Here is a 15,732-nt window from a genome sequence, read left to right as displayed (position 1 = left end):
CCTCCCTCGCGCATTCCCCCTCAGCCGACCAAATCCTTGCGTCGAGCTTAAAAACACTCCCTCCCGCATGCCGCACACACTGGCGGCATGAAAACACTTCTCGCACTGAACACGGATCTTTCGGCGCTGCTCACTACTGAGGGCGAGGCGCCCGATTGGATCGAGCTGATTCCCACTGGCCCCGTCATCGAGGGTCGGGACAAGCGCACCTGGTTGTTCGACGACATGGCCCAGCAGTGGGTGCTTACCGCCTTCACCGGGCGCGGTATCGACATGGTGATCGACTGGGAGCACGCCACCGAGGTTGCAGCGCCGAAGGGCGAGGAAGCGCCTGCCGCTGGTTGGATTGATCGGCTTGAGCTACGCGACGGCGCCTTATGGGGCCATGTCGATTGGACACCCCGCGCCGGCGTCCAGGTCGCCGCCAAAGAGTACCGCTTTGTTTCCCCCGTATTCGACTACGACGACGCCTCCCGGCGAATTGTTCGCATGGTCAGCGTCGGCCTGACGAATAAGCCAAACCTGGTGCTAACCGCACTGAATCATGAACAAACAGAGACTTCCAAAATGCCAATCCCACTCGCGCTCCTGGTGTCCCTCGGGCTGGATGCCGCCGCAACTGATGAGCAAGCCGTAGCAGCGGTCACGCAGCTGAAAGCCACTGCCACTGCTCGCAACAACGAACAGCCAAGCCTGGACAAGTTTGTCCCGCGCGGCGACTACGACTTGGTCTTATCCCGTGCGACCAACGCCGAGCAGGCGCTGGAAACCCGTAAGGCCGAAGACCACAAGGCCGTGGTCGACACCGTGATCGATGCCGCTCTGAAGGCGGGCAAGATCACTCCAGCCACGGTCGACTACTACCGAGCCACCTGTTCGGAGCAAGCCGGCCTCGACCGTTTCCGCGACTTCGTGAAGGCCGCGCCGACTGTTGCTGATCCGTCTGGCCTGGGCGAGCGCCAGCCGGACGCTACCTCCAAAGCTCTGAATGCCGAGGAGAAGCACATCGCCAAGCTGATGGGCTTGAGCGAAGAAGACTTCCTCAAGGGCCGCGTAAGCGAATAAAGGACGCAATCACATGATCATTACTCCCCAAGCGCTGGCCGCACTCTTCACCTCTTTCCGCAGCGAGTATCAGCGTGCGTTCACTGACACGCCGACCGACTGGCAGCGCATCGCGACTGAAGTGCCTTCGACCAGCTCCAGCAACACCTACGGCTGGCTGGGTCAGTTCCCCTCGTTCCGTGAATGGGTCGGTGAGCGCGTGCTGCGTGACATGGCCAGCCACGCCTACACCATCACCAACAAGAAATTCGAGTCGTCGGTCAGCGTCCCGCGTGACGCCATCGAAGACGACGAAGTTGGTGTGTACGGCCCGCTGTTCCAGGAAATGGGCCGCGCTGCCAAGGCTCACCCGGACGAAATGGTATTCGCCCTGCTGAAAGCCGGCCTGACCACTGCCTGCTACGACGGCCAAAACTTCTTCGACACCGACCACCCGCTGTACCCGAACAGCGACGGCACCGGCACTGCGGTCTCCGTCAGTAACTATCAGGAAGGCACCGGCCCGGCCTGGTATCTGCTCGATGTCAGCCGTGCCATCAAGCCGATCATCTTCCAGAAGCGCCGCAATTACGATCTCAAGGCCATGACCAAGATCGATGACGAGAAGGTGTTCATGGAAGACGTATACCGCTACGGCGTCGACGCTCGCGTCAACACCGGCTTTGGCCTCTGGCAGTTCGCCTTCTGCTCGAAGGCTCCGCTCAATGCCGACAACTATGCAGCCGCACGTGCGGCCATGAAGGACTTCAAGGCCGATGGCGGTCGCCCGCTGGGCGTAAGCCCGGGCCTTCTGGTGGTGCCTTCCAGCCTGGAGGGTGCGGCACGCAAGCTGGTAATCAAGGACGCCGAAGGCGGTAACGAATGGGCCGGTAGCGCTGAAGTGCTGTCGCCGAGCTGGCTGGGGTAACGGGATATGGGAACCGTAATCAAAGCCAAGCGTGACAACTACCGCCGTGCTGGTCTGGCTCACTGCATCGCGGGCACTTTCCATCAGGACGGCGACCTTTCGGAGCAGCAACTGGCCATGCTGCGCAACGATCCGAATCTGCTCGTCGTTGAGGGTGTCCAGGAAGATGCCCTGCAGGTCGACCAGGTCAATGACGAACTGATCCAGGAAATGGGCGACACCATCGCCCAGCTGGAGCATGACCTGGGCAAGGCGCGCGCTGGCTTGAAGTCAGCTTGTGCCGACCTGATGGCAGCGCTCGAACGCCAGAAAGCGGCGCCCGGCCTGGTCGTGGAAGTAGTGAAGCTGCTGGAAGCAGCGGACCCGACGCAGGAGGGCGTGATCTGCATCAAGGCTGACAGCTTGGCCGCGCTAATTGCCGAACACCTTCAACCACAGCCACAGGCGCCGGAGGCGCAGGACGATGCAAACGGGTCAACGCTCAGCAATGCCGGCGGTGATGAGTCGTCGAACTCGGCGACGGTTCAGGCAGTGGCTACGGCAGATGCTGCTCCGCCAGCAACTGTGACCACCGAGGAGTCGCCTCGCAAGCGCGGTGCAGCAAAGCCAGGCCAGAAAGGGGCTGACTGATGAATCTCTCGCTGCCGAGCGCAATCGCGGTCATTACCCGCTTTGGCTCCAAGGAAATGGCGGAACTCGCAGTCCCGGCAACCAGCCGCCCGATTGAAGGTGAGCTGCTGGAAGCGGCGGCCAAGGGTGAGCCCCTGGACGACTGGGATGCCGAGGATGTGGCATCCGCTGTTGCAGCACTGGCACGGATCGCCGATGCCGCGACCCGCGCTCGCAGCGAGGTTCAGTTCTATCTGCGCTACCGGCTCCAGGGCGAGGACGCCCCGAGCTGGGTCGCCGATGACCTGCCCGAGCTGACCAGGTTCCACTTGTACGGGGAGAAGGCCAACGCCGATTCGGCTGTGCGCCTGCGCTACAAGGACATCATTAAGCGGCTGGAAAGCCTGGCCGCTGAGGACGAGAAGCGCGGCGCAGCAGAGGCCGGTCAGTCCGGCCTGCAGATCAGCCATCAGCCGCGGCTGTTCAGCCGCACCACGCTCCGGGGGCTGTGATGCTGGGCGAACTGGAGGACGCCATACAGGACCGGCTCGCGCAGCTGAAGGAACAGCTGCCGCGCCTGCACCTGGACAGCTACGGCGGAGAGCTGAGCGACCCGGATCTGCTGGTCGACCTGCTCAAGCTGACCCCGTCGGTGCTGATCACCACGCCAAAGGTAACGTTCCGCAAGGCCGGGCAGAACCGCCGATTTGCCGCTGCAGTGGTGTTCCGCCTGGTCATTTCCAGCACCTCGGTTCGGGGTGAGCGGGAAACCAGGCGGGGCACCGTGGCTCGCGATCCGGGCAGTTATTGGATCTGGGAGCAGTGCATGCACCTGCTGACCGGGTGGCAACACAAGGAAGGCGGCGCCCGCGTGGCGCCGACCGAGTTCGCCAACCTGGTCAACGGCAAGTTCCAGACCAGTCACCTCTCGGTGCTGGGCCAGAGCTTCGCCATCGAGCTGGATTGGATGATTCCCGAGTTTGAAGCCGGGACGCCAAACCTTGAGGGCATCGACATGGCTTTCCGGGTTCCAGCAGACAACCCAGGGGCCGTGGCTCACGACAAAGTTGAATTGGGGGACTTGTGATGCTTGTCACCGCTGCACCAGGTCATCGCGTGCCGATGGCTGAAGATCCACGGAAATACATCGAGGCCGCGCCGGCCGATTCGGTGGAAGTACCAGACAACTCCTACTACCAGCGTCGGCTCGCATCCGGCGAGCTGGTGAAAGCCAAACCGAGCGGTGCCAAACCAGCCGCTAAAAGGGGCGCGAAATGACCATCGAATTCGACACCATCCCGGCGAGCATCCGAAAGCCGGGCGTCTACATGGAGTTCAACACCAAGCTTGCGGTGCGAACTCTGCCGACCAACGCGCAGTACATTTGCTTGATCGTCCCACTGGGCACAGGCGCAACTGCTGCGCCCAATGTACCTGAGCAGGTCTACAGCGCCGATGAGGCGAAAGCCAAGTTCGGTGATGTCGCCCAGGAAATGGTGGCAGCTGCCATCGCGGCGAATCGCTACGTCGCCATCTCATGCGTCGGTGTCACCGTCGAGGGGCAGACCGAGCCAAGCATTGCGGCGGCGCTGGCATCGACCGCATTGGGCGGCTTCACCATCCTGGTTCCTGCCTGGTTCAGCGCAGCTGCCATGACGGCTCTGCGCACGCACATCAACACCTACACCGACTCCACCGAGCAGCAGTCGATCATCGGTGTTGGTGCAGTGACCACTACCCTGTCCGCCGCCACTACTCTGGCTGCAGACCTGAACTCGGGGGCGATCTGCCTCGCGGTCATGCCGGGCACTGCGTCGACCGCCCGCCAGGTCGCGGCAGCGTTCGCATCGGTCGTGGCGTTCGAGGAAGACCCTGCGCGCCCGCTCAACACCCTGGTCTTGACAGGTATCCAGGTGCCGCCGATTGCCAGCCGACTGGGCCGAACAGAGCAGGAAACCTGCTTGGCCAATGGCGTGACGCCGCTGGAGGTCGGGCCAGGTAACACCGTGCAGATCGTGCGGGCTGTGACCACCTACACCAAGTCGGCGGCCGGGGCCAATGATGTGTCGCTGCTCGATCTGACCACCATCCGCACTCTCTATTACGTCCGAGAGTCCAGCCGTGACCGCGTGCGCCTGCGCTTCCCGCGCGCCAAGTTGTCCGCCCGGACGCCGGCTGCGGTGCGCAGTGAACTTCTGGACGTGCTCAAGAAGCTGGAAGAGCTGGAGATCGTCGAGAATGTTGAAGAGAACGCTGATGCGCTCATCGTCGAGCGCTCAGCTCAAGACGTGAACCGACTCAACGCATCGATCCCGGTCGATGTCGTCAATGGCCTGCATGTGTTCGCCGGCCGCATCGACCTTCTTCTGTAACCGGAGCCACCATGTCCGATATTTACGTTGGCCAGATCGTCCTGTCGATCAACGGCACCGACTACGACATCAAGAGTCTCGACGACACCCTCAAGACCGGTCGCACCGTGGTCAAGACCATGAACCGCACCGGCCGGCCCAAGGGCACTGCGGCCGGCATGGAGGAGTACGACCTGCGCGTCTCGGTCGCCATCCCCAAGAGCGGCGAACCGAACTGGCGGGCGATGCTCGACGCCAAGATCACCATCGAGCCTCTGGACGGTGGCGGCAAGCGGAAGAGCTGGACGGGGGTTTCCCTTGTCGAGATGGGCAGCAAGTACCAGCTCGAAGGTGAAGCGACCCGCGATCTGACCCTGACCGCCCTCAAGTACTACGACGAGTAAACGCCATGTCCAAAATTGACCCGCGCTGGGACGGCCTGACCATCACCCGCGAACTGGGCATCGGCGTGTACTACGCCGGCCTGCGCCACAAAACCTTCACCCTGCGTGTCGCCATGAGCGGTGACTTGATCGCGGCACAGCAGGAGCACCCGACCGGACCGCTCCAGCTGGTGACGCTGGAAGTCTACCGGCAGCAACTGGTGGCCCTGGGCGAGATCCCGGCCGAGGCGTTGACCACCGAGCTGCTGCGCCAGGAGCTGGCCGAGTCCGACCTGGCGTTGATCGCCGATGCGGATGCCGACCTCGAAAAAAAGCTGTCGACGCCGAGCGCGGCGTCCACGACTGGCGAAGCATCGAGCACGCCCTCGTCCGACACGGCTACCGGCTAGACGAGATCAGGTGCATGACCCGGCCGGAGATTGATGCGCGCATCGGTCTCCTGGCTGGGCGTACCAAGGGCAAAAAGCGCTACGTGGCCAAGGGGAAGAAGAGATGACCGGCACCAAAGAGTTTCCATTGAGTGACAAAGAGGCGCAGATCCTGAGCGCCGCCTGGCAGTCCCGACGCGGTGCTGCGCTGCTGATTCCGGACGGGCCGGACGTGGAGTCCGCCTTCCAGGGCGATCTTATTGACGCGGCGCGCCGGGTCGGCGCCTTCCAGGATGCACCAGGACGTTACGGCTACGGCCTCAACGCGGCGGGATTCCCAGTCTTACGGTGGACGCGACAAGCTTGCGGCAGCAAGCCGCCCGTTTCCGGTGCCTCGCTTTCGATTGGTGTTCGTGGAATCGATCTGGAGACAAGTCCAGATGGAAGCGTTGTTGTAGCCAAGGCCCAGTAATGGGCCTTTCTTCTTTCTGAAAGGTGGAGTGAGCCGATGAGTTCGGATTTGCGTGTAGCGCTTCGCATCAATGCCTCGTCGGGGAACAGCCGGCGCGAGGTTCAGGCCCTTGAGCGCGACCTGCGCAACGCGGGAAAAAACGGCGCCAAGGCGCTTGCCGACGAGAGCGGCAAGGCCGGGACGGCGATCACCAAGGTAGGCAAGGACGGTGCCGCAAGCTACAAAATCATCCGCCAGGCCATGCGCGATGCCGCCACCCAGGGCTCCAACGTCTTTCGTCAGGGCGTCATCCAGACGCAGGGCGAACTCAAGCAGCTCGGCCAAGTCGGCAAGCAGGCCGCCAACCAGGCCAAGGCCGAACTGCAGCGAGCCGACCGCGAAGGCGTGGAGCCCCTGCGCCGCAGCGTCGAGCGGGCCGAGGGGAGCTTTCGCCGCTTGGCTCAGAATGGCGGGCGCAACCTGCGCATGCTGAAGGCCTTGGCGGCCGGCGTTCGTGGAGAATTCGACCGTCTGAAGGGACTGGGCAGCAGCGCTCAAGGGCAACTGGCCGGCCTCGGGCTGGGCTTCGGCGCGGCTTCGGGCCTGATCGGTAGTGCCAGCCTGGACCGCCAGTTGATCCGTACCCAGCAGACGGCCGGCATGACTGCCGCCGAGCGCGAGGAGTGGCGGGCCGAGGGCTTCAGGATCGCCAAGCAATACGGCCTGGGCCGTGAAGGCGTCGACAGCGGCTTCAACACGCTGATCGCCTCAGGCGTGAGCTACGGCGCGTCGAAAAAGACGGCCGACGCCATTGGCCAGGCCACGGCGGTGACGGGTGCCGACTCTGCCGTCCTGGGCAAGGCCGTGGTGGCTGGTGCCAGCGCTTTCAACATCGATCTCAACAAGGAAGGCGAGGCGCTCGCACTGCTGCAGAAGATGACCGTTGCTGGCCGCCTTGGTAACGCCGAGCTGGAGAACCTGGCCGACCTGTTCCCGAAGATCGGCGGTGCGGCACAGTCAGCAGGCATGTCCATTGCGCAGGCTCTGGCCTTCACCGAGACGCTGTCGACCGTGGAGATGCAGCCTGACCGCCTCGGCACGCTGGCCGAGTCGACGCTGCGGGTATTCAGCGTCCAGGCCTACCGCGACCAGGTCACCAAGTCCACGGGCGTGAAGTTCTTCGATGCCAAGGGCGCATCCCGCAATCCTGAGGACGTCATGAGCGACCTCAAGCGCAAGTATGACGGGATGACCACGGACCAGCAGCGCGCCAAGTTCCTGGGCGTAACCTTCAAAGGGATGGACCAGGACACGATCCGGGGCATGAAGATCATGCTCAGCGGTACGCGCCTCGGCACCTTCAAGGAACAGTCTGCCGAGATCGCCGAAGCCAAGCCGGTGTTTAACCAGGATCTGGCGGACAACCTCAACAGCGCCACGGGCGTCGGCGGCCGTATGCGGGCCACGCTCAGCCAGGCCATCGACCGGATGGCGAAGCCGATCAACAAGGGCTTTACCGAGTTCGGCAGTTACCTCCTGGACGACTTGAACCTGTCGGGCGAGCAGATGCTGGGCGCCGGTATCGCCACGGGCATCGGCGGCTACTACGCCGGGCGTGGTGCCAAAGCCGGTGCGGGCGCACTGATCAGTAAGCTGCTGGGCGGCCCGGAAACGCTGAAGAACGTGGCGGTCGGCAAGGTGCTCGAGGAGGCAGCCGGCGTTACCTCGGTGTTCGTCACCAACTGGCCACAGGGCGGCGGGTTGCCAGTCCCACTGGATGCGCCTGGTCGCTCCGACCCTAGCGGTAAGAACTGGGGTCGGTATGCCGCCTTCGGTTCCGCCGCGCTTTCCTTCGCAGTCCTGGGCGGCTCCTCTGATAACAGCGATGAGGCGCGCTTGCGTCACGCCCAGGGCAGCAAGCTGCTCACCGACAGCCAGAAGGCCTACCAGACGGCGTTCTATAGCAATCGCATGAGCCTGGCCAGCAGCAACCCGACCCAGTCCGATGATTGGGTATCACAGCAGGCGCAGCGGTTGGCTCACCAGCAAACGGGCCTGACCTCGAACGGCATGTCTGTGGCGGGCGGCGCTGCCTGGGCCGATGGCGTTGCCGGCCGGGCCGTAGATGCGGCGACCTCCAAGCTGTCGGCGCTGCTGGATAAGCCGCTGATCGTCGAGGTGCGCTCTGACACTGATTACATCCATGCCCAGGTTGAGCGCCGGGCAGACCTTCAAGTACGACGGGGGCAGCAATGAGCTGGGAAGATGACCTGCTGGACTGCTCCTATCGGGGTATCCCGATGGAGATCATGGATGAGGACCTGGAGGCGCAGCGCTCCCTCTCTCAGCATGGGGTGCCGTATAAAGACGGCGAGGATGTCGAAGACCTTGGCCGGGACGCGCGGATCTTCAACATGCGTGCGGTGGTGTTCGGCCCCAACTACCTGTTTGAGCTGAAGATGATCCTGGGCGCGCTGGACACCATCGGACCGGGTGAGCTGGTCCACCCGATCTATGGCAGTGTCAACGTGGTCAGCGCCGGCTACAAGGTCAGCCATCGCGCAGAGCGTCCCGACTATGCCGAGGTCGCACTTCGCTTCCTGGAGAAATCGGAGACATACACGTTCTTCCAGCGTGACCTGATCTGGACCGACACAGGCTCTGCCTATGTTGAGGATGAGCGGACCTGGCAGGACGGTGTCTTCGACCTGATCGGCCGGGTTGACTCCCTGGTCGCTGAGGTCCAGGGCTGGATCGGGGGCGGTTGGACCGGGCTCATGGAGAAGGCACTAGGCCTGCCCGGCATCACCCTGCGTCTGCAGCAGATGCGCTCGCAAATCCTCGGCGTAGTCTCCGGGGTGCAGTCGATGGCCAAGAGCACCGGGTCGGCCTTCGATCCGATCACCGATCTTTTCAGGACGCCCACAGAGATCCGCTCGTCTGTCGAAGCCTCGACCCCGAGCACTTCAAGCGACCTGCTCAGCCGGACGGGTCTGCCCTCCACTGTGCCGGGCGCCGATGCGCTGCCGGCTTCGGTAGCACGGATCGGGAGTGCCTTCCTGGTCGCGGCCCGCCAGGGCGATGAGCCGGACGATTCGGAGCTGCCCTCGGGGATGCCTGACGACCCGGTCGAGGCCGTTGCGTTCGGCCTGGTCACACTGGTGGTGACTGAGCTTGCCTTGAGCTATTCGAGCGCCATCGGCGTCGCCATCGAGAACGACGCGGACGATTTGGCACTCAGTCCGGGTGAGCTGGAGCGGTTGGCCAACTTGGCGCGCAGCCTCCTTCAGGCTGCCATTCTGCTGCATCGCCGGCTCTTCGAGATCGAGGATGCCTTGCCGGTGATCGAGGGACTGCGGACCACGGCGGCGCTCATCCAGGCGCGGGCCCGCCAGCTGGTCCTGCAACGGCCGCCCCTCATCACTCGTAGCGTCGATTCGGCGGCCAGCCTGCGCCTCCTGGCTCATCGCTGGTACGGCGACAACAGCCGTGCGGATGAGCTGCTGCGGCTCAATCCCGAACTTCGCTCCCCCTATAACCTCGCCACAGGAACGCTGATCCGTGCCTACGCAAAGTGATGACACTATCCGCCTGTCCATAGGCGGCATGATCCATGAGACCTGGGATGGCTGGTCGGTGGAGTCGGACCTTCTGACCCCGGCCGACGGGTTCGAGCTGGAGCTGTTCACTCGGGACACAAAGCAACTGCCCTCTGTCCTGGTCGAGGGTGCTAGTTGCGAACTGACCCTCGGTCGGGATCGGGTGTTGACCGGCCAACTGGATGAGATCGAGCACGACATATCGAAGCGCGGCATCAACATCCGCGTGACCGGCCGGGACAAGGCGGCGGTCCTGGTGGACTGCTCCACGCCCTTTGTCTCGATGCGTGAGGCCACCTTGAGCCAAGTTCTCAAGGAAGTGGTCGCTCCGCTGGGCATCACCCGCGTCGAGGTCCGGGCCGCCGCCAAGCCCATCAGGCGCCGCATCCAGATCGAGCCTGGTCAATCGGCCTGGGAGGCACTGCTGCAGGTGGCCGAGGCCAATGGCCTGTGGCCGTGGGTCGAGCCGGATGGGCTCCTGGTTGTGGGCGGCCCGGACTACACGTCCACGCCAGTCGGGGAATTGATCCTGCGGGTGGATGGTGGCCAGGACAACAACGTCGAGCGGCTGTCGGTTCGGCGGTCCATCGCTGGGCGATTCAGCCAGGTGACGGTCCTCGGGCAGCACGGCCAGTACGATAACGACGGTCACGATACGTCCAGGTCGCACCTTCGCTCGGTCGTCAAGGACGATACCTTGGCCCGTCGTGGCATCTTCCGGCCGAAGATCGTGATCGACAGCTCAAGCGAAAGCCAGGACATGGCCACCACCAGGGCGAGGAAGGTGCTGTCCGACAGCCGCCTTGAGGGGTTCGAGATCCGGGCCATCGTGAAGGGGCATCGAGCAGGCAACGGCGCGGTTTGGAAGCCTGGCCAGCGCGTCATCGTGCGCAGCGAGCCGCATGCCCTGGACGGCACCTATTTCATCATGTCCCGTACGCTGCGCCTGACCAAGAGCCAGGGCGCTATCACCGAGCTGAGGCTTCGTGAGGACAAGATGTGGGTGCTCGATGGCAACCCGGTTAAGAAGCACAAGGGCAAGAAGACCGCCGCCGATGCGGCATTCATTCAGATGGTGAAGGCACTGTAATGTCGACCATACCTCAGCTGGTTAGCCAGCAAGTTGCTCGGGCCATGCGCGGCGTGCGCCAGGCCTTTCGGGCGGTCAGTACGCGAAACAGCTACGGGCCAAACATCGGTGTTGAGATGGAGGGGCTCGGTGGGGAGTCGGTCACGGGCGAGCTGTTACAGCACTACGGCTTCACCTCGGGGCCGCTGGCCGGGGCTGAGTACGTCGCCATTCCCATTGGAGGCAACAGCAACCATGTAGTTGTGGTTGCCTCAGAAGACGCCCGCTATCGGCTGAAGATCAAGGATGGCGAGGTAGGCATCTACACCGACGAGGGCGATTACATCCACCTCAAGCGGGGGCGCCTGATCGAGGTCGTCACCGATACGATGGTCGTCAAGGCGAGCACCAAGGTGAGGTTTGAAACCCCGGTCATCGAGGCTACTGGACAGGTCCAGGCCGACGACAACATCCAGTCGGCCAAGGAAGTGATCGACCAGGTGCGCAGCATGCAAGCCGACCGCGAGCTCTACAACTCACACCAACACGGCAGCAGCCCACAGCCATCCCCGCAGCAGTAGCCCGCCCCTGTTTCTGGTCCATGAAAGCTGTCATGGGCCAGAAATACCTGAGTCCGCGCACGCGAGGCAACCTGCCTCGCTATGGACGCAAGCATAAACCCCACTACAGGCGACTTGACTGGTCAGCGCATCGCGACGCTGGCCAACGCCGTTTATCTCCGACTGATGACTCCGCTCGGCAGCTACTGGGCCGACCCCGAGTTGGGCTCCCGGCTGCATGAACTCAAGCGCGAGAAGGACAAGTCGCGTGTCGGTTCGCTCGCCATCCAGTACGCCAAGCACGCCCTCCAGGGGCTGATTGACGATGGGCGGGCCAACTCGGTGGAGGTCACTGCTGAACAACCGCACAACGGCTGGTTGCGCTTGCTGGTCGAGGTGTATGCCCCTGCCGGCCGCCAGACCTTTGAGCACCTGGTGAGAGTGATCTGATGCCTTATGTAGCCCCAACCTTCGACGCCATCCGTTCCCGCGCCTTGCGGGACATCCGTGCCCTGTTGCCAGATGCAGACATCACCAGTGATAGCGATAACCATGTCCGTGCCAGCTCCGTGTCGGCAATCGCAGAGGGCATCCATCAGCAAGCCTCGTGGACCGCCCGCCAGATTTTCCCCGATACAGCTGACTTCGAGGAGCTGAAGAAGCACGCGGCCTCGCGGGATGTCTATCAGAAGTCGGCGACCACGGCAGGGGCTGGCGTTTCGCTCACCGGCACGGCCGGTAGGGTCGTATCCGCAGCCTCCCAGATCCGGCACATCGCAACGGGCACGATGCTGGTCACCACTGCTGACGTAACGATCGGCAGCAGCGGGACGGCTGTCGTCCAGGCGGCGACGGTGGACACCGGGGCTTCGCTCAACGGCTTGGAAGGCGCGGCCGTGCTCGTCAGCCCTCCGCTCGGGGTCGACGCCGCATGCGTGCTGGGCGAAACCAAGGGCGGCACCGACGACGAGTCAGCGGAAAGCCTGCTGGCACGCTACCTTGATGTGCTGCGCAACCCGCCGAGCGGCGGTAACCAGGCCGACTACCGGCGGTGGGCGTTGTCCGTCGACGGTGTCTCAACTGTCCTGGTGCTGCCAAAGCGCCGTGGCGGCAACACCGTCGACCTGGTCATCACTTCGGCGGGCGGGCCTTCGTCTGAGGCGATCATTGCCGCCTGCCAAGCTTATGTGGACTCGGTGGCCCCGGCCGGAGCCGATGTGTGGGTGTTCACTCCGCAGGTGGTCTATGCGGACCTGGTCGTCGCGTTGAAGCTGGCGACGGGCTACACGCTCGACGCGATGCAAGCGCCTGTGCAGACGGCGGCGGCCAGTGTAGTGGCGCCTTTGGCCCCATTGGAGCCGCTCTACCTGCAGAAGCTCGGCGCAGCGATCAGCGGCGTTGCCGGTGTGGTCGACCTGAACCTGGTCAGCCCCGTAGCCAATGTCTCGGCAGACATCGCTCCCGCAGTGGGCTGGGTGCGGTTGGGCTCTGTTCAGCTGGTGCCGCTGGCATGAAAGAGTCCTTGATCGAGCAGCTGCAGGCGCTGCTACCGCCCGTCTCATATGACCCCAATGGATCGCGCAATTACGCCCAGCTTAGCGCTGAGGCGGGCGCTCTGTATGAGGCCGTCCAGAAACTTGATGGTGTTGAGTCGGCCATCTTCCCGTCCTCCTCTGGCGAATACATCGCCGATTGGGAGCGGGTGTATGCACTGACCGCTGCCTCTGGTGCTTCGCAAGAGGAGCGCATAGCGGCTGTTGAGGCCGCAATGGCTGACCTCGGCGGCCAGTCCATCCCTTATTTCGTTGCCATTGCCAAGCGCCTGGGCGTCGCGGCCACCGTCGATGTGAATCGGCCGGCGCTGACCCAGATCGCCGTGGTGGAAGACCCTGCGCCCGATGGCGATGCACTTACTGAGTGGCGAGTTAATGCGCCTCTCTCGGCGTATCGGACGGCCGCACTTGAAGCTCTGCTTCAAGTTCGCAGGCCAGCAAATACCGAAGTAACCGTCGGCTACGGCAAGGCGATAGCCGAGAGCTTGTCGGCAAGTTCAGACCGACTTTTCAATTCTGCTCATTATGTAATACCGGAGGCCATAAATGGCTGAAACACCCGTCTCCGCGATGGAGGGTTACGCAGCACTGCTTGACGCTGCCTCGCGCCGCTCTGACTTGGCTGCTGCCCTTCTGCACCTCTATGTGAATGGAGGTGTGGACACTGATGTGCTTACGGAATCGGGGCCTGTAGCCTCTATTGCCAAACAAGCAGACCACTACGCGCAGTTGCTTCCTAACGCTGCGGCCGACCTCAGTAAGTTAGTTGCGAATGGCCGAGTATGGGCAAAGATTTCCGACGCAGTTCTTGAAGTTGCCGATGGGGCTCAGTTTTGGGTTGCCCAGGCTGCGCCGCTCACCGGCCAAGACCTTTACCGCCGAGTTGGGGCTTCTGCCACATTTGAGGGGGTCAGTATTGCGGGTGCAGCCGATGTCGCCGCTGTGAACTCGCGTCTGATTGCCACAGGTATTACGAAAGTTCCAAAAGGGCCACTGCGTAATATGTGGGCGCTGCAAGCGGGGCTCAGGATGCCGCTGCGTGTTGATGATTTCGGCAATACGCAACTCCGCGTGGGTGTGGATGAAATGGTGCGTAAGCTTCCATCCTCTCCATCCAGTGCGAAGTCGTTCGGGGATGCCGGACTTGTAGTTGGGGGGCGCCTACTTGCCAACCCAGCGAATATCGCTCGCGCCTTGAAGCGTCCACGTGGGCCATCGTTGCATGACGCTCTGATCATTACTGCGGGACCGACCGTTGTTTCGCGTATCGGTGATAAAACCGAGTCCAAGCGTTTGGACGATATCGTATCGACTGTCGTTCAGGATCAGCTTTCGGCGAAACAAGTACGGGCATGGGATGACCTGTCTTGGATTTCCCGTGAAGTATCAGGTCGAATTCAAGTGCATGAAAGCCAGACTTGGCGTGACTTGTTCCCAGCTGCCGATGGCTTTACTGACGCATCCCCTATTGCCACTGGCAGTACAGTCCGCTTTTTGAGCGACCGCACTACCGGTGCAGGCGGTGCGCTTACTCCCCATGCCAAACTCAAGTCGGGCGAACTCATCGCGGAGGCGCCGGTATTGTGGCATCGACAAGGCACAGGGCAATCCCTGTCGCTGGGAAGTCGTGGCTTCATGATTGGCCCTGATGGCAAGCCGTTGTTTGAGCAAGGCGTATATGGCGAGGTGTTTAGCAAGTTGCCATCGCCATTTAAAACGCGCTGCTTGAGTTTCAAGGGTTATGGGCCGCGTGTGTATTCCGGTGGTTCCCCTGTTGCTGTAAGTGCGCTGACGGACTTTGAGCCGCTGCGCGAGCGATTCGAAGGTGGCCTGCTGGGTGAAACACCTATGTCCGGTTTCTCCAATGGCATGAACCGCTATTTGAACGAGCGCGGCACTGGCATGCGTTATCTGTGCTCTATTGCTGGCATCGGTGGCACTGCCTATGCCGGTTTGAAGAAAGGCACTTCCACTTTCACCAGCCTGGTCAACATGATGACCGCTGCGCGCCAACAGGCCATCGCTCGCGGCATGATTTACCGAGTTGGGCCGCTGAGTATCACTCATGGCGAATCGGAGCCAGAAACCACCTCGCAGGAGACTTACGCGGGTTATATGCGTGAGTGGCTGAATGACTACCAGGCTGCTGCCAAAGCATTGGATGCGAGCATGCCGCAACCTTGGTGCTATTTGTCTCAGATGAACCGTGGTCCTGGCTACATGAGTTTCGTGACCTTGGCCCAGTTGCAAATGCATGAAACAGATCCTCAGTTCGTGCTGGTAACCCCTAAGTATCACTTCCGTTACCACGATACTTGGCACCCATACGCAGAAGCCTATTTCAAAGTGGGCGAGTACGAATGTCGGGTCGAGCGATTCCGCCTTCGCGGACAGAAGTTTGACTGCTTGCGCCCTGTGTCCGTCGTGTGTAGCGGCTCCACTCTTACTGTGACCTTCAGCAACACCCCGGCTGGCGATGAATTGACCGCAGGGCCTGTTGGCGCTTTGCAGATCAATCCGCTGTCCACAAACCCCGGTAACTACGGGTTCGCCCTGACGGACACCACGGTGTCCATCACTGCGGTGACGCTGCTCGGGACTGGCAACCAGGTCCAGCTCACTTTGAGTGGGGCGCCCGCTGCAGGTTCGGCTTTGAACTATGCGTTGGCGAACTCGGTGTACAGCCGAGGCTGCATCAGTGACACAGACACTCGGGATATCTCGGCATTCGATGGACAGCCGCTGAATAACTGGCTTGTCGCCTTCAGTAAAGCAATCACTTTCAACTAAGGAAAA

The 15,732-nt window shown here is 62.4% G+C and carries 18 protein-coding genes; all 18 read left to right on the top strand.

The window, feature by feature from the left end; all coding sequences use genetic code 11:
* The first annotated feature begins 87 nt into the window (after nt 1–87).
* The 18 genes from C2H86_RS06565 to C2H86_RS06480 all read left to right on the top strand — a co-directional run bounded on the left by C2H86_RS06565 (nt 88) and on the right by C2H86_RS06480 (nt 15,726).
* Entirely contained in the window at nt 88–1,065 is a 978-nt protein-coding gene (locus C2H86_RS06565) for a phage protease (protein ID WP_159411913.1), read from the top strand.
* 13 nt (nt 1,066–1,078) lie between these two features.
* The gene (locus C2H86_RS06560) at nt 1,079–1,972 is read left to right on the top strand and encodes a Mu-like prophage major head subunit gpT family protein (protein WP_159411912.1); all 894 of its coding nucleotides are present in this window, start codon (nt 1,079–1,081) and stop codon (nt 1,970–1,972) included.
* Between the two features lie 6 nt (nt 1,973–1,978).
* Complete coding sequence (locus tag C2H86_RS06555) at nt 1,979–2,602, top strand: HI1506-related protein (RefSeq protein ID WP_159411911.1); 624 nt, start codon at nt 1,979–1,981, stop codon at nt 2,600–2,602.
* On the top strand, nt 2,602–3,093 hold the full coding sequence (locus tag C2H86_RS06550) for a phage protein Gp36 family protein (RefSeq protein WP_159411910.1): 492 nt from the start codon (nt 2,602–2,604) through the stop codon (nt 3,091–3,093). Before C2H86_RS06555 ends, C2H86_RS06550 begins: the two co-directional genes overlap by 1 nt.
* The gene (locus C2H86_RS06545; protein WP_159411909.1) at nt 3,093–3,668 is read left to right on the top strand and encodes a phage protein Gp37; all 576 of its coding nucleotides are present in this window, start codon (nt 3,093–3,095) and stop codon (nt 3,666–3,668) included. Before C2H86_RS06550 ends, C2H86_RS06545 begins: the two co-directional genes overlap by 1 nt.
* On the top strand, nt 3,668–3,859 hold the full coding sequence (locus tag C2H86_RS06540) for a DUF2635 domain-containing protein (RefSeq protein ID WP_159411908.1): 192 nt from the start codon (nt 3,668–3,670) through the stop codon (nt 3,857–3,859). Before C2H86_RS06545 ends, C2H86_RS06540 begins: the two co-directional genes overlap by 1 nt.
* On the top strand, nt 3,856–4,953 hold the full coding sequence (locus C2H86_RS06535) for a phage tail sheath C-terminal domain-containing protein (RefSeq protein ID WP_159411907.1): 1,098 nt from the start codon (nt 3,856–3,858) through the stop codon (nt 4,951–4,953). The genes C2H86_RS06540 and C2H86_RS06535 overlap by 4 nt, the downstream gene beginning before the upstream one ends.
* Nucleotides 4,954–4,964: 11 nt before the next feature.
* Nucleotides 4,965–5,336, top strand: a complete 372-nt coding sequence (locus C2H86_RS06530; protein WP_159411906.1) for a phage tail protein — start codon at nt 4,965–4,967, stop codon at nt 5,334–5,336.
* A 5-nt stretch (nt 5,337–5,341) separates the two neighbouring features.
* Nucleotides 5,342–5,725 carry a hypothetical protein gene (locus C2H86_RS06525; RefSeq protein WP_159411905.1) on the top strand — a complete coding sequence of 128 codons (384 nt, stop codon included), beginning with the start codon at nt 5,342–5,344 and terminating at the stop codon, nt 5,723–5,725.
* Between the two features lie 103 nt (nt 5,726–5,828).
* Complete coding sequence (locus tag C2H86_RS06520; RefSeq protein ID WP_159411904.1) at nt 5,829–6,176, top strand: hypothetical protein; 348 nt, start codon at nt 5,829–5,831, stop codon at nt 6,174–6,176.
* 36 nt (nt 6,177–6,212) lie between these two features.
* Nucleotides 6,213–8,411 (top strand): phage tail tape measure protein, encoded by a 2,199-nt coding sequence (locus tag C2H86_RS06515; protein WP_159411903.1) that lies wholly within the window; start codon nt 6,213–6,215, stop codon nt 8,409–8,411.
* On the top strand, nt 8,408–9,733 hold the full coding sequence (locus tag C2H86_RS06510; RefSeq protein WP_159411902.1) for a DNA circularization protein: 1,326 nt from the start codon (nt 8,408–8,410) through the stop codon (nt 9,731–9,733). The genes C2H86_RS06515 and C2H86_RS06510 overlap by 4 nt, the downstream gene beginning before the upstream one ends.
* Entirely contained in the window at nt 9,717–10,844 is a 1,128-nt protein-coding gene (locus C2H86_RS06505; protein ID WP_240349688.1) for a phage baseplate assembly protein, read from the top strand. Before C2H86_RS06510 ends, C2H86_RS06505 begins: the two co-directional genes overlap by 17 nt.
* A complete protein-coding gene (locus tag C2H86_RS06500; RefSeq protein ID WP_159411901.1) occupies nt 10,844–11,404 on the top strand; it encodes a phage baseplate assembly protein domain-containing protein in 561 nt (186 codons plus the stop codon). Before C2H86_RS06505 ends, C2H86_RS06500 begins: the two co-directional genes overlap by 1 nt.
* 81 nt (nt 11,405–11,485) lie before the next feature.
* Entirely contained in the window at nt 11,486–11,833 is a 348-nt protein-coding gene (locus C2H86_RS06495; protein ID WP_159411900.1) for a phage GP46 family protein, read from the top strand.
* Nucleotides 11,833–12,897 (top strand): baseplate J/gp47 family protein, encoded by a 1,065-nt coding sequence (locus tag C2H86_RS06490; RefSeq protein WP_159411899.1) that lies wholly within the window; start codon nt 11,833–11,835, stop codon nt 12,895–12,897. The genes C2H86_RS06495 and C2H86_RS06490 overlap by 1 nt, the downstream gene beginning before the upstream one ends.
* On the top strand, nt 12,894–13,490 hold the full coding sequence (locus C2H86_RS06485; protein ID WP_159411898.1) for a putative phage tail protein: 597 nt from the start codon (nt 12,894–12,896) through the stop codon (nt 13,488–13,490). The genes C2H86_RS06490 and C2H86_RS06485 overlap by 4 nt, the downstream gene beginning before the upstream one ends.
* Entirely contained in the window at nt 13,483–15,726 is a 2,244-nt protein-coding gene (locus C2H86_RS06480) for a hypothetical protein (protein ID WP_159411897.1), read from the top strand. The genes C2H86_RS06485 and C2H86_RS06480 overlap by 8 nt, the downstream gene beginning before the upstream one ends.
* Nucleotides 15,727–15,732 lie beyond the last annotated feature (6 nt).

The organism is Pseudomonas putida, assembly GCF_009883635.2.
GTDB classification, from domain to species: Bacteria; Pseudomonadota; Gammaproteobacteria; order Pseudomonadales; family Pseudomonadaceae; genus Aquipseudomonas; species Aquipseudomonas putida_W.
The sequence above is the reverse complement of the archived record's forward strand: the minus strand, read 5'-3'. Positions and strand labels throughout refer to the sequence as shown.

What these genes read in the sequence shown, in the direction of transcription:
- C2H86_RS06565 (WP_159411913.1), top strand. Translation starts at nt 88, where the DNA reads ATGAAAACACTTCTCGCACTGAACACGGATCTTTCGGCGCTGCTCACT.
- C2H86_RS06560 (WP_159411912.1), top strand. Translation starts at nt 1,079, where the DNA reads ATGATCATTACTCCCCAAGCGCTGGCCGCACTCTTCACCTCTTTCCGC.
- C2H86_RS06555 (WP_159411911.1), top strand. Translation starts at nt 1,979, where the DNA reads ATGGGAACCGTAATCAAAGCCAAGCGTGACAACTACCGCCGTGCTGGT.
- C2H86_RS06550 (WP_159411910.1), top strand. Translation starts at nt 2,602, where the DNA reads ATGAATCTCTCGCTGCCGAGCGCAATCGCGGTCATTACCCGCTTTGGC.
- C2H86_RS06545 (WP_159411909.1), top strand. Translation starts at nt 3,093, where the DNA reads ATGCTGGGCGAACTGGAGGACGCCATACAGGACCGGCTCGCGCAGCTG.
- C2H86_RS06540 (WP_159411908.1), top strand. Translation starts at nt 3,668, where the DNA reads ATGCTTGTCACCGCTGCACCAGGTCATCGCGTGCCGATGGCTGAAGAT.
- C2H86_RS06535 (WP_159411907.1), top strand. Translation starts at nt 3,856, where the DNA reads ATGACCATCGAATTCGACACCATCCCGGCGAGCATCCGAAAGCCGGGC.
- C2H86_RS06530 (WP_159411906.1), top strand. Translation starts at nt 4,965, where the DNA reads ATGTCCGATATTTACGTTGGCCAGATCGTCCTGTCGATCAACGGCACC.
- C2H86_RS06525 (WP_159411905.1), top strand. Translation starts at nt 5,342, where the DNA reads ATGTCCAAAATTGACCCGCGCTGGGACGGCCTGACCATCACCCGCGAA.
- C2H86_RS06520 (WP_159411904.1), top strand. Translation starts at nt 5,829, where the DNA reads ATGACCGGCACCAAAGAGTTTCCATTGAGTGACAAAGAGGCGCAGATC.
- C2H86_RS06515 (WP_159411903.1), top strand. Translation starts at nt 6,213, where the DNA reads ATGAGTTCGGATTTGCGTGTAGCGCTTCGCATCAATGCCTCGTCGGGG.
- C2H86_RS06510 (WP_159411902.1), top strand. Translation starts at nt 8,408, where the DNA reads ATGAGCTGGGAAGATGACCTGCTGGACTGCTCCTATCGGGGTATCCCG.
- C2H86_RS06500 (WP_159411901.1), top strand. Translation starts at nt 10,844, where the DNA reads ATGTCGACCATACCTCAGCTGGTTAGCCAGCAAGTTGCTCGGGCCATG.
- C2H86_RS06495 (WP_159411900.1), top strand. Translation starts at nt 11,486, where the DNA reads ATGGACGCAAGCATAAACCCCACTACAGGCGACTTGACTGGTCAGCGC.
- C2H86_RS06490 (WP_159411899.1), top strand. Translation starts at nt 11,833, where the DNA reads ATGCCTTATGTAGCCCCAACCTTCGACGCCATCCGTTCCCGCGCCTTG.
- C2H86_RS06485 (WP_159411898.1), top strand. Translation starts at nt 12,894, where the DNA reads ATGAAAGAGTCCTTGATCGAGCAGCTGCAGGCGCTGCTACCGCCCGTC.
- C2H86_RS06480 (WP_159411897.1), top strand. Translation starts at nt 13,483, where the DNA reads ATGGCTGAAACACCCGTCTCCGCGATGGAGGGTTACGCAGCACTGCTT.